The organism is Acinetobacter sp. EKM10A (genome assembly GCF_011075215.1).
Lineage (GTDB): Bacteria > Pseudomonadota > Gammaproteobacteria > Pseudomonadales > Moraxellaceae > Acinetobacter > Acinetobacter baumannii.
In genome coordinates this window covers 131,040-144,453 of sequence record NZ_JAALLK010000001.1, presented here as the reverse complement: position 1 = coordinate 144,453, position 13,414 = coordinate 131,040, and the positions used below count along the sequence as shown (strand labels likewise).

The following is a 13,414-nucleotide window of genomic DNA, read 5'->3' as shown; positions in this document are numbered from 1 at the left end:
ATTAGATTATCACTTTTTTGTATCGACTTGCGTAGATGTATTTTTTGGCAACAATTCACACTAGCCTTCTACAAAAAAAAGGCATAGCATGCTGGGCATCTGTGTTCCGTATTTGCCAGTAAACGTCAAGGTCACCTAGTGAAATTCTTCCTATCTCTTTTTACGCTGTTTAGTATTTTCTGTACTACTCTTACCAATGCTGCTCTACTTAATATTGCTCCTGAAAGTGTTGAAGCCGCTGCATGGACAATTGTAGATACCCAATCTGGTCAAATTATTGCTGAGCATAATAGTCATGTACAACGTGCGCCAGCATCTTTAACCAAAATGATGGTGGCCTACATTGCATTAAAAGAGATTAAGGCTGGAAAGTTAAAACTGAACGAAGTCATTACTGCAACACCAGTCGTAAGCGTGGTGCAGTGGGATGAATCCCAAATGTACCTCAAAGCGGGCGAGCAAATTTCAGTTGATCAGCTCTTGGCTGGTTTAATTGTTATGTCTGCAAATGATGCAGCTGTGACTTTAGCTGAAAAAATTTCTGGTGATGTGCCTCATTTCGTACAACGTATGAATCAAGAAGCACAAGCACTGGGTATGAAAGACACGCACTTTAGTAACCCTGCTGGTATTACAATGCCGGATCATTACACGACAGCTCATGATTTGAGCTTATTAAGTCAGGCAGTGATTCACCAGACCCCTGAATATTTACATTATTCGAAAATGCCGAGCTTTAGCTACAATCAACGTTTTCACCACGCGACGAACCTTGCGCTCAAATACGATCCATCTGTAGATGGCTTAAAAACTGGCTATACCAAAGCAGCAGGTTATAACTTGGCTCTAACAGCTTCACGCCCTTCATTTTCACCGAACTTACCGCAAAGACGTTTACTGGTAATTGTCTTAGGTACACCAAGTGCTGTGAAACGTGCTGAAATTGCAGATAAATTAATGAATCTTGCTTATGCTTATACACGTGATGAAGTGGTTATTCCTGAGCAAAAATTAATTGCTGAATTGCCTGTTATTAAATCAACTTTAAAAATGTTTAAAGTAGAAACTAAGCAGCCAACCATTGTTACGACTTCTTTATATGCTGAGCCAACACCAATTGATTTAAATACGTTTGATTATGCTACACAGCGTATTCAAGTTCTTGATAGCAATCAACAACCTAAAGTTATTGCTCCACTTGAAACAACTCAAACACGTGTAAATATTCAGTTAAATGAGCAAAAGTTAACAGCACCGTTAATGAAAGCAATGAATTTGGCAACAGTTTCAATTTATCAAAATAACCAGCTCATTCGCAGTCTTCAAATTGAAAATGATGTACACATTGAAGAAGCAAATATTTTCCAAAGAATTATGATGTGGTTCTCAAGCCTATTCTCAATCTTTTCATCAAGTGAGCACAGTGCAGCAAAACTCTACCCTATAGATTCGCACTAAAAACATCAAATTGTGCACAGATGCACAATAAATTTTATAAAGAAAAGATGGCATAATTCAGCCATCTTTTTTTATAGAAAAATAATTAGGTGATAAAAATGACCCAAAACTTACATCATATTGTTATTGTCGGTGGTGGCGCTGGTGGTTTAGAACTCGCCACGCAACTTGGTGAAACTTTTGGGAAAAATGGTAAAGCCAAAATTACATTGGTTGACCAAAATTTAACTCATATCTGGAAACCATTACTTCATGAAATTGCGGCGGGTTCTTTAAATCCTCACGAAGAGCAAACCAATTATTTTGCCCATGCAGAGAAACACCACTATGAATTTGTGTTGGGAACATTAACAGCAGTAAATAAAGATAAGAAAATAATTGATTTAATTCCCCCTCAAGTCTCTAAAGAACAAAATACCCATATTCAACAACTCAGTTACGATACACTGGTTTTAGCGCTTGGTTCAGTATCAAATGATTTCAATACACCCGGTGTTCGTGAAAACTGCCATTTCCTCGATAGCCGTAAACAGGCGGATATTTTCCAGCAAGATCTTTTACATTTATATATCGAAGCGCAAAATCAACCCGATCAACGTACATTAAATATTGGAATTATTGGTGCGGGGGCAACAGGTGTCGAACTTGCGGCTGAACTGATTGAAACGACCAAAAACTTTTATCGCTATGGTTTGAAAAAGATCCATCCGAATCAAGTCAAAATTACACTGATTGAGGCCTCAGAACGCATCCTCCCTGCCCTAAGTGAAAAAACAGCTGAGCATAGCGCAAAACAGCTTCAAAAAATGGGTGTTGAAATTTTAACTAAACACCGTGTTGAAAAAATTGATGAACACTGTATCTATTTTAGTAATGGTAACCAGCTCAACAGTGATATTACGGTATGGGCAGCTGGGGTAAAAGCACCAAAAGTACTTGAAAATCTTAGCGATTTCGAACGTGACAATATTAACCGCTTAATGGTCTATGCAACGCTGCAGACCTATTCCGATCCTAATGTATTTGCATTTGGTGATTGTGCGCATTGCCAACTTGATGCAAGACACCCGCCTCTCGGACCACGTGCTCAAGTTGCTAGTCAACAAGCGAGCTTTTTAGTCGATGCTATGGCTGCTAGGCTAAATGGCCGATCACAACCGATGTTTACTTTTAATGACAAAGGTTCACTTGTGTCTTTAAGTCGTAATAAAGCGGTTGGAGAATTACTGGGGGATGTCAGTGTCCAAGGATATATTGCTAAAACGATGTATGTATCTTTATACCGTTTACATCAAGCAACAATTCACGGATACACTCAAGCTGGACTACTCACAATGAAAGATTTACTTACAAGACGAGTACGACCAAAAATTAAGCTGTATTGAGTTGAATTTTTTAAGTTCATCCCTATTTAGATAAAAACGCATTAGAAAAAGTGTTAAAGATTGAGATTTTGTAGTCTACAAAATTTATTTTTCACTTTATGATGTACGCTTTAATTGATTGAATGGATCAAAAACATGACTGCAATTGCAAATAACCACGTGGTTTCATTCCACTATAAATTAACAAACGCTGAGGGTGAAACACTTGATCAATCTCAAGGTGAACCACTTGCCTATTTGCATGGCGCAGGCAACATCATTCCTGGTTTAGAAAATGCATTAACTGGTAAGACTGTTGGTGATAAATTCACTGTTAACGTACCAGCTGCTGAAGGTTATGGCGAATATAACCCAGACCTAGTACAAGAAGTTCCTGCTCAAATGTTCCAAGGCGTTGATAACATTCAACCAGGTATGCAATTCCAAGCTCAAACAGATGACGGCGTTCAAATCGTTACTGTTAAAGCGGTTGAAGGTGACAACGTTATCGTTGATGCAAACTTCCCACTTGCTGGTCAAGATTTAACGTTTGAAGTTGAAATCGTAGAAATCCGTGAAGCTTCTCAAGAAGAATTAGATCACGGTCACGTACACGGTGCGGGTGGTCATCACCACTAAGTCTTCTTTTAGAAGATAATAAAAGGCAAAGCTTCGGCTTTGCTTTTTTATGTCTTTAATTTATATAATATTCATAGAGTTAATTTATTTTTAGGGACTTGCATGTCAAATGCTTATCAGCTCATTTGGTTTCGCCAAGATTTGCGTATACATGATCATGCAGCTTTATGGCACGCCAGCCAGCAAGGACCTTCACTCGGTTTAGTCATCTTATCGCCAGAGCAATGGAAACAACACGCCGATGCTCCAATAAAAATAAGTTTTTATTTACGACAACTCAGAACGCTTCAGAAAGAGTTATCAGCACTTCATATTCCACTAGTTATTCAAGTCATTCCCTATTGGAAAGAGATCGCAAACTTTATTTCTGATTTCAGCAAGAAATATAATATTGAAAATGTGTATGCCAATATCGAAATAGGCGTAAATGAATTAAAAAGAGATAAAAATGTACAAGACTATTTAAATCGGCATGGCAAAGAACTATTTTTATTCCATGACCGTACTATTTTTCCTTTACGTTCAATCCGTAACCAATCACAACAACCATATCAAGTATTTAGTGCATTCAAAAAAGCCTGTTATACAAAGCTCGACACAAGCGGTTTACCTCAATGTTATCCGGTCCCTAATAAACAAAATGAAGTACCACTAGATTTTTTACAGGGGGAAAATATTGATTTAGACGAAATTGAAAAGCTATTTTGCTCATCTCTCTCAAAAGAACAGCAAGATTTATGGCCTGTTGGCGAACAATACGCATTAGAACAGTTAGATCAATTTATTGAAGAATCGGTTTGTCACTATAACGTCGAGCGCGATTCTCCTCATATACAAGGTACAAGTAAGCTTTCGCCTTATTTAAATATTGGTATTTTATCTGTTCGACAGTGTTTACAAGCACTCTTTCGTAATCAACATGGCAACTTTCACTTAGTCAATGAAGGTCAACAAACATGGTTAGACGAACTTCTTTGGAGAGAGTTCTACCAACATATTTTATTTGATTTTCCGCATGTTTCTAAACACATCCCGTTTAAGAAAGATACTCAGAAGATTAAATGGAATCATAATCCAGAACATTTAACCGCATGGCAAATGGGTCAAACCGGTATTCCTATTGTTGATGCTGGGATGCGACAACTTTTACAAACAGGCTGGATGCATAATCGAGTACGTATGATTACAGCCATGTTTTTATGTAAAAATCTTTTGATTGATTGGCGCATTGGTGAACAATGGTTTATGCAACATTTAATTGATGGTGACCTCGCCGCAAATAATGGCGGTTGGCAATGGTGTGCCTCAACAGGAACAGATGCCGTACCTTATTTTCGGATTTTCAACCCAATCGCTCAATCAAAGAAGTTTGATCCGGAGGGAGAATATATTCGCCAATGGGTGAAAGAATTGGCTCATTTGGACAATAAAACGATTCATGAACCCTACTCAAGCAAAACCGATCTTGGTTTAAATTATCCAAAACCCATAGTAGATTTAAAAGAAACACGTCTTAAAGCAATTAAAACTTTCAAGAATATTTAGATAACAATTGAGTCTGCTCTGTTTATTTTTGATGAAAAATTAATAACAAGGTTTGACTATACAGTGGCTTTAATCTACAAATAAACATAATAGATACCTAAAAAGGACAGAAACAACAACTACTTCGCAAATCAACACCTTTCATTATAAAAGTATAAAAAAATTAACATTACAAAAAAGGTAGCATAGGCCACATGCAACAAAAACACCCTGGTAGAACACTCGTCTTATGGATTATCGCAGCTCATCTATTTATGGGAATGGTTGCATACGAGTGGCTGCCTGTGAGTTTTAGAGGAAGTTGGATTTTTATTCTTCTTCTTTTAATTTCAGGTGCTTTTTTAGAAGTCGGTTTGTCTTTAATTGTAGGTTTAGTGGCTTTTATTGGAGTTGCCGTATACTTTTTACTCGACTTAGGCGCACAAACACATATTGAACGTCAGTTACTTTTACTATTCATTATTCCCCTAATTCCGCTCTTTCTAAGTGCTGTACGCCACAATATTGAAATTAATGTACAGAAATACCGTGATATTCAAAGCTATGACCGAAATTATCGCCGCGATATTTTCCCGCTCAGTGCTTTAAAATACTTTCAGCGTAGTTTTTTTAAATTACTTGATCACCACAATGTACAAGATTATGAAGTATTCGAAATTCGAATTCTTAATCGCAGTCTGATTAAAGAAATGTTAGGCGATGATGTCTGGAAAACAACTCAAAACGAAATGATCAAAATTTTGAGTCAGCATCAGCCCAATGAAATTGTTTTTCAGTTTGCAGATGATGATCTCGAAAATATATACAGTATTATGATTCGTCAGCAAAAAACTGAACAAGAACCTGAATTTATTAAAAAATTAAGAGAAATTATGACGTTGCGTCTTGAGGTGGAATATAAAATTATTCCAATTCCACCTGAGGAGATGAATTAATGTCTAATCTTCTTAACATTTGTGGAATTGTGATTGCATCTAGCCAATATCCAGATGCCACTCTACAGCAGTTCTATCGGCAATATTATCATTGCGAAATTAAAGCAGAACCAATAAAAACTGAAGTGCAAAGTTCTAACGATCTTTCCATGTTTTTTCCATATCAAGATACATGGTGGCCTGTCTTCACCCTTGATCAGATTAGCTCTGAAAGTTTCCAAAAGTTTATCCATAACGGAATTAGACCCGGCATTATATTGCCAGACGAGGTGTTTGGTTTTCCACACTATTTCTTGTTAAAAGAAGCAGTAAGCCAAGGTGCTATTCCTATTGTGCTTTTTAAAACTGAACAACCTCAATATTTTGCCGCAAAAGCAACTTTTTCGACCGCTATTGGTTTAAGGCCAATGGCTGCTTTCGTAAGTACAGGATGGGATGAAAATTTAATTTCACAGCCAGCTGGAAGTTATATTGTCCAGTTAAATTCTTCAGCCGTCCCTTTACCATCTAGAGAAATCCGACAAGGTCAGCATTTATTTTATTCGGCCAAAGACTTTAACGGCCATGTATCAGGTTATGAAATTATTATTAATCCTCCTGCCGACTTATCCCTATCTAATATTCGTTATCCTCAACTCGGTATTTCATGGAAATTTAATAATATTGATTATGCCAGTACTCCTGAACATGTGAATACGAGTCTTATAGGTTATATATTTATTGGTTTAAGTGTTGTTGTAGTTCCTCTTGATCTGATTTTAACAACAACTTATCCAGATCTTCTGGGTACATTTGGTAGCTATATTTCATGGATCTCCTTAGTAGTGGGGTTAATTCTATTATTAGTACTCATCTCTTCTATTATTAGGAGGGTCCGTAAAAATGGCTCCAATTGATATCCTGTTTTTATTTGGCTTTTTAGGTATTTGGATTCCACAAGCATTTTGGGCATGGTTAAGTTATCAAGCGTGGAAGTATTCCAAAACAGCTGAAAAAGAGCTGCAAAACTTACCAATACCTGAAAGATGGCCCATCTTAAGTGTTTTGATCCCTGCTTATAATGAAGGCGTGGTGATTGAAGACACTTTGCATGCCATTGCTCAACAGGATTATCCGGCAGAGTCTTATGAAGTCTTACTGATCAATGATGGCTCCAAAGACAACACCCTTGAAATCGCAGAAAACCTCGCAAAGATTTATCCTTGCATAAAAATTGTCAATGTACCCAAAGGTATGGGTGGTAAAGGTAAATCAAGAACGCTTAATAATGGCCTTCCCCATGCCAAAGGTGAGTTAATTGTTGTTTACGACGCCGATAGTACCCCTGAACCCGATTGCGTCCGATTACTTGCCCAAACCTTGTTAGCCGATAAAAAGCTAGTCGCGGTAAATGGCAAAGTCAGAACCCGTAACTGGCAAGATAGTATTTTGACTCGTTTTATTGCGATTGAATTCATCTTTTTCCAATGGATCTTCCAAGGTGGACGCTGGCAACGTTTTGAACTATCAACATTAATGGGAACAAATTATGTCATCTGGCGCGATGCTCTAGAGACTTTGGGCGGTTTTGATGAAAAATCGCTAGTCGATGATACAGAAATGAGTTTCCGAATTTTTATCGGACAAAAACGAATTAAATGGGTTCCCTATGCAATCGGTTGGCAACAGGACCCTCCTTCGTTAAGCGTATTCGTTAAACAGCGCTCACGCTGGACTCAAGGTAATTTTTATGTAACACGCAAATATTTACCCGTAGCACTGAGAACTCCATTCCCAATCGGAATTGAAATTCTAAATAACATTATGTGCTATATCCTTTTTGTACCAGCTTTGTTCTGGAGTCATATTACCTTAACGCTTGGCCTACTTGATATTGCAGGTATTTCAGTTCCTGGTCCATTTACACTACTGTGGGGACTCTCATTTTGTCTCTATGTAGCACAAATGTGGTTTACGCTTTCTTTAGAAAAAGTTAAACCAGAACTTTACTTTTACTCGGTCTTATCTTACGTAAGTTACTCACAAATCTTCTTATTTATTGTATTTAAAGCCGCATTCGACATGCTAAAAAATAAAATACAGGGCAACTCCCTTCAATGGTACAAAACGGAACGTAGCAAGGAGAAAAAATAAATGAAAAAGACTTTTGATCTTTACCAAACAGCTCAAGTGCTCCTTGCCAGCACCAGTTTTTTGCTTGCCATGTCTACTCATGCTTATACATGGAAACTCGACGATATTAGTACCTCGACTAAATATACAGTCGAGCCTCACTTTTTCTATATTGGAAAAGGTGCTGAATGGCAAAACATTCAGTTTTCGAGTGACTACTCAACTGAAAATGACACAACAGTACTCGTCAAATATGACGATAAGCTCATTTATAACACTACGCTTAATGGTGATGGCCAATTCAAATTTAATATTCCTGCCAGCCAGAGCGGTTTTCACCGTTTAGATTTTATTATTCAACAATATGCAAAACCAACGACGCTTAACCAAACAAAAGAAACATTCTGTACAGAAGATATTGATCACTTAACTTATTTGAGTAATTCTCAACTCGACTTTACGCCTGTTCGAAATGAGTACCGTTTAAAAGATCTACCAGACGCTTTATTTAACCCTCAGGCTAGACGACCTACACCTTTTGTCGGAATTTTAAAATATAACCGTAAAGAAATTACCGAAGCCTCTATGTTGGGCCGATTAGTAAGTTCGTGGAGCTCCGTAACGCCAATTGAATGGGTTGATTCAGGCCAAACCAATCTAAATCCTGAAACGAACTTTATTATTGAAGTGATTCGTTCGGCAAGCCCACTCAAAGGAGGAGCCTTAGTACAAATTGCTAAACCGGCTGAAGGTGTACCGACGCTATCTATTACTTATCACACTCCACAAGAGCTTACCGCTGCCATTAACGGGCTAATTAATCCAACTTATGTGCAACAGCTTGATACGGGCAGCGCTATTTTTCCAACTACAATTTCAGCACCAACTTGGGCGCAATTTAAAAAAATTGATACGCTTGCAGATCTAGGTATTCAGGATTTTCGACTAAATCATGCCGAAAAGAATTTATTTCTTGATTTTCCGGCAGTATGGCAACCTACTGATATTTTGCAAGGACAAATCGCACTTCGTATTCAAAGTGGACTATTACAAGGTTCAAACATTACAGCATGGATTGATGGAGGACTTGCAGGAAGTATGAAAACGGCGGATCTCGCATCCGACCCTGTAAACCGACAGTTCAACATCTTTGCCAAGGAAATTTCAAATACAACCAACTTTAGCTTAAAACTTGAAAACTCGGTTATTGCCAATTCTCAATGTTTACCCAATGCTCACGGCTCACTCTGGGTTGATACCGCCAAATCAACGGTAAAACTTCCCCATAAACTTAAAAATGGTGTTGCCGCTCTTTCAATGACCTTGGCCACCAAGCCAACGATTGCAATTGATGACCAATCAGGGGCATTAAATATTGCCATTATTTTAGGACAAGTCGCTAAAAACATGCTGCTGACACAGGCACCAATGCCAGTGAACCTAGTACGCTTCTCTCCGACCTCCCCACAAGCAGTGAATGTGAGAGTGAACAAAGAGATTTATCAGCAACAAGTCTTAATGCATCAAAATATTATTTATGCACCCGCAGCAGCGAATGGTTTTATCGTAAGTTATAACAATAACCGCTTCGATGTAATTACAGACTCTGAAAACGGTGCACAAACCTTTATGCATTTATGGGGAAAAATACAGCATAAAATCCCAAATAATGTGACCAAAATGCTGGTTTCTGAAAACGGCAATATGTATGTTCTTCAAAAATTAATTGTGGGTAATCAAAAAGCGCCATTAGTTCAGCAATCATCATTCTTTTTATTAGTTGTGATTATCTCTGCAATTATGATAATAGTGATCTTCTTGTGGTATTGGTTACGACGTAATAATGAAAAAACAGATACCAATTAAAATAACTGCTTTTATTATTTTAATTATATGTAGTGTAGTGGGTTATGCGGGGTTGTTCAAAAATCATGGGCAACCTCCCATTATTGAGGGTATCTTCTGGCAACCTGACAATGATACTACTCCTCCTAAAGGAAACTGGCATTACTTAGGAATAAATACTTTTGTTCCCCAATGGTCAGTCGTTGAATCTAAATCTTGGTGGAAAAACTCCAATCTTCCTCAATGGGAAAAAGCCATTGATTTACAAAAAATTAAACAGCAACCTTGGGCTAAAAATCTTATATTGGGGTTAGCAGGTGAATATAATGAACACGAAGCGCGTGCTAATGTCGTTGCTTTGGGAGAAAAATCTGCACAAATTATTCAAGAACAAAATGATGCATCTTTAAAAGGCTATTATTTTCCAGTAGAAGCCGACCCAACATGGCTAAGAGTAAGTACCTTAGGACATGTTTTGGAAAAATTACCCTCTCCTATTTGGGTTAGTGTTTATAGTGGTGAAAGTGAACCTGAAAACTACGATTTATGGGTTAAAAGCTGGCTTCCTCAACAAGCAGGCGTTTTTTTCCAAGATGGTGTAGGTGTCGGAGTAAGAACTCCCGAACAAGCTAGACGTATTTTAGATCAACTTGAACAGACACTTGGAAAAGATAAAACGGTTATTGTTTTAGAAGCATTTCGAACCAAGAAAAATGGTCAATTCCGTGCAGCCTATCCTTGGGAAATTATCTCTCAAATTAAGGCGTATGAAGGGAAAAAAATTTATATTTTTGATGGCCCCCACTATATGGGCCGATGGTCCGTTTATATTGTCGGTCTATGGTATCGACTCGTTTATGGCAGCACACCCGCCACCATAAACGAACCAGAAAACTCAAAATAAATGATCTCTAGTTATAAGTTCTGGCAATTTCATCTAATATTCGCTGGGCAGCACATCCATCACCAAACGGATTTTCAACATGAGCCATTTTTTGGTAATGCTGCGAATCCGTTAAAAGTTTCTCAGCCTCTTCAATAATTTTCTGCTGATTTGTTCCAACTAATACCCCTGCTCCCACCTCTACCACTTCCGGGCGTTCAGTCGTGTCTCTTAAAATTAAGACAGGCTTATTAAATGATGGGCTTTCTTCTTGTAAACCACCAGAGTCCGTTAAAATAAAGGTGGAGCGGTCGATAACGGCCAATAAACTTGGATAATCGAGTGGCTTCACAAGATGAATTTGAGCATGATTTTTAAATTTATCGTGCACTACATTATGTACAGCAGGATTTAAATGTACAGGCCAAATAAAATGTAAATCAGGATGCTGTTTTGCTAAATACTCAACAGCATTACAAATATTCTGAATTCCTTCGCCAAAATTCTCACGGCGGTGAGCAGTTATAAGTACAACTTTATCATTTTGTTTTAATTCAATTCCGTAAGGCTCAAGTTGATTTTTCAAACCCGTCTTTTCAGCTATGAGTTTCCTTCCTAAATACACAGCATCGACTACCGTATTCCCTGTCACTGTAATCAATGAAGGTGGAATCTGCTCATTTAACAAGTTACGCTTTGATTGTTCTGTAGGGGCAAAATGCCATTTGGTAATACGAGAAACTAACTGGCGGTTGCCTTCTTCAGGAAACGGATGATCTAAATCATAAGAACGTAAGCCTGCTTCGACATGGGCAACAGGAATCTTCATTGAAAATGCAACTAGCCCAGCAGCTAACACGGTTGTAGTATCACCTTGAATAACAATTGCATCTCTTTTTTGACCATCTGTATAGATATTTTCAAGTTGCGTTAAGCCATGAATTAAAAGCTGATTTAGGCTTTGTCCAGCATTCATAATTTTAAGGCGATGGTCAATTTCAACCCCAAAGAAATCTATCGCATTTCGAACTAATTCATCATGTTGTCCTGTAAAAATAACTTCTACCTGAAATCGTGAGTCTTGTTTTGCTAATAAAATTACCGGAGCCAACTTTATGAGCTCTGGACGAGTACCAAATACAATTGAAATAAAAATTTTCTTCATTATTAGAAATCCTTATAAAAAACAAGTTCTACACGAGTATTGTTGTAATGATCTTTTGTATTAACCGGTACGTCTTTAAAATAATTGCCATATAGACGTTCAACCCGTAGTTTTATCGGTTGATAATTAAAAGGCTGCCATGAAATGCCTGGGCCATATTCAAATAAATTATTGTAATATTCATCTTCGCTATCCGCTAAGCCATGCAATTTCACATAAGCCTGCACAGACCCACTCTCACCCTTATAGAGATTTAAACCTGTGCGTAAGCGTAAGTCCCCAATAACGTTATAGTCCTCTCTCGAATAAGTCGCGACATTGCCATATAAGTCAGTAAAATAATTATCTAAACAAAGTGAATGATCGCAGTTTGATTGTGAATACCATTCTTGATAACCCGTTACACCGCCTACAACACTCTCACGAAATCGCTTTCTATTTCTATCAATCAAGTCATAACTTCCACCAACTTCGACATAGGCTCGCACAGGGATGGAAGTCCACGGTTGATAATTTGCCCCCACCCCTAAAGTGGCTGCATTTTCATCAATAATTTCAGGTCGGACCCCACCTTGTGATTGAGTATCGCGGTTTAAATTAAGAAAGCCATATACTTGGGCTCGCCCGTTATCGATGTTTTTGCCATACCTCATTTTTAAAGGAAAAATAACATCGTCATAACGTGACTCATAAGACGGTGCAAAATAAATATCTCTAAAATATGGTTTAACTTCTCCCCCACTTAAATTTTTAACTGCCTGAGTTGCTTTAGCAGCAATTTCAGGGTCTGAAGAGGAACTTAACTCTTTAAATAAAACCAATGCTTCACGATCTTTTTTCTGCTGATTCAGCAAATAAGCTTCTTGTAATTTTAAGGTGTCATCTTGAGGAGCTAAATTTCTTGCTTGCCTTAAGCTTTGTAAAGCTTCTTTTCTTTTTTCAAGCCGAATCTGTAAATAAGTAAGACTTTTCCAGACTTTAATATCGGTTGGTGTCAGTTTACTAAGCTCAACTAATATTTTTTCTGCTTCTTGCGGTTGAGACTGTTCAATTTTATAAAATCTATCCCATTTATCATAAATAGGGTTACCGGGCTTATATGCAGGGTCGACTTGCTCTTGTGCATAAACTGAGCTTATACCGATCATTCCCAAAGAAGAGATCACTGCTCCCATCAGTAATATTGAATGTGTTATAGAGTTTATTGTTTTGATATTTTTCATTTTCACCTCTACAGTAAATTAGACTTATTAGGGAGGGCAAGTCTTTGGAATGATCAATAAATATTATAATTAAAAATAATAAGTTACATCGTTAAGTTAGGTTAAGGATGTTTTAAAATAATTGTTTAATCTCCATTTTTATTATTGATCTATTCTGTCTTATCCCTAAATTTCCTATAATAATGACATATTTTTTGACCAATAAATTGTAAAATTTCATAGCATTTATAAAACATTAATAAGGA

11 protein-coding genes are annotated in these 13,414 nt (G+C 37.4%); 9 read left to right on the top strand and 2 right to left on the bottom strand.

Translation table 11 applies throughout. The features are described 5' to 3' along the window. Positions 1-138 precede the first annotated feature (138 nt). The 9 genes from G9371_RS00695 (at position 139) to G9371_RS00655 (ending at position 10,802) form a co-directional block, all read left to right on the top strand. Positions 139-1,458: a D-alanyl-D-alanine carboxypeptidase PBP6B gene (locus G9371_RS00695; protein ID WP_000667907.1), complete on the top strand. Its 1,320-nt coding sequence runs from the start codon at positions 139-141 to the stop codon at positions 1,456-1,458. A gap of 98 nt (positions 1,459-1,556) precedes the next feature. Continuing rightward, complete coding sequence (locus G9371_RS00690) at positions 1,557-2,843, top strand: NAD(P)/FAD-dependent oxidoreductase (protein WP_002131984.1); 1,287 nt, start codon at positions 1,557-1,559, stop codon at positions 2,841-2,843. 135 nt (positions 2,844-2,978) lie between these two features. Continuing rightward, entirely contained in the window at positions 2,979-3,461 is a 483-nt protein-coding gene (locus tag G9371_RS00685; RefSeq protein ID WP_000123995.1) for an FKBP-type peptidyl-prolyl cis-trans isomerase, read from the top strand. Between the two features lie 102 nt (positions 3,462-3,563). Beyond that, a complete protein-coding gene (locus G9371_RS00680) occupies positions 3,564-5,006 on the top strand; it encodes a cryptochrome/photolyase family protein (RefSeq protein ID WP_029423953.1) in 1,443 nt (480 codons plus the stop codon). Positions 5,007-5,200: 194 nt separating this feature from the next. Further along, positions 5,201-5,941 (top strand): hypothetical protein, encoded by a 741-nt coding sequence (locus G9371_RS00675; RefSeq protein ID WP_029423954.1) that lies wholly within the window; start codon positions 5,201-5,203, stop codon positions 5,939-5,941. Beyond that, positions 5,941-6,837, top strand: a complete 897-nt coding sequence (locus G9371_RS00670; RefSeq protein ID WP_029423955.1) for a hypothetical protein — start codon at positions 5,941-5,943, stop codon at positions 6,835-6,837. Before G9371_RS00675 ends, G9371_RS00670 begins: the two co-directional genes overlap by 1 nt. Beyond that, positions 6,824-8,074: a glycosyltransferase family 2 protein gene (locus tag G9371_RS00665; RefSeq protein ID WP_000035254.1), complete on the top strand. Its 1,251-nt coding sequence runs from the start codon at positions 6,824-6,826 to the stop codon at positions 8,072-8,074. Before G9371_RS00670 ends, G9371_RS00665 begins: the two co-directional genes overlap by 14 nt. Continuing rightward, on the top strand, positions 8,075-9,919 hold the full coding sequence (locus G9371_RS00660; RefSeq protein ID WP_002054604.1) for a hypothetical protein: 1,845 nt from the start codon (positions 8,075-8,077) through the stop codon (positions 9,917-9,919). Beyond that, positions 9,897-10,802, top strand: coding sequence for a hypothetical protein (locus G9371_RS00655; RefSeq protein WP_000744215.1), 906 nt, complete (start codon positions 9,897-9,899; stop codon positions 10,800-10,802). Before G9371_RS00660 ends, G9371_RS00655 begins: the two co-directional genes overlap by 23 nt. Before the next feature lie 7 nt (positions 10,803-10,809). Here G9371_RS00655 and wecB read toward each other — a convergent pair whose 3' ends face one another. Both wecB and G9371_RS00645 read right to left on the bottom strand, forming a co-directional pair. Further along, positions 10,810-11,946: a non-hydrolyzing UDP-N-acetylglucosamine 2-epimerase gene (gene wecB, locus G9371_RS00650; protein ID WP_029423956.1), complete on the bottom strand. Its 1,137-nt coding sequence runs from the start codon at positions 11,944-11,946 to the stop codon at positions 10,810-10,812. 2 nt (positions 11,947-11,948) lie between these two features. Beyond that, positions 11,949-13,169: a tetratricopeptide repeat protein gene (locus G9371_RS00645; protein WP_005109615.1), complete on the bottom strand. Its 1,221-nt coding sequence runs from the start codon at positions 13,167-13,169 to the stop codon at positions 11,949-11,951. Positions 13,170-13,414: the final 245 nt, after the last annotated feature.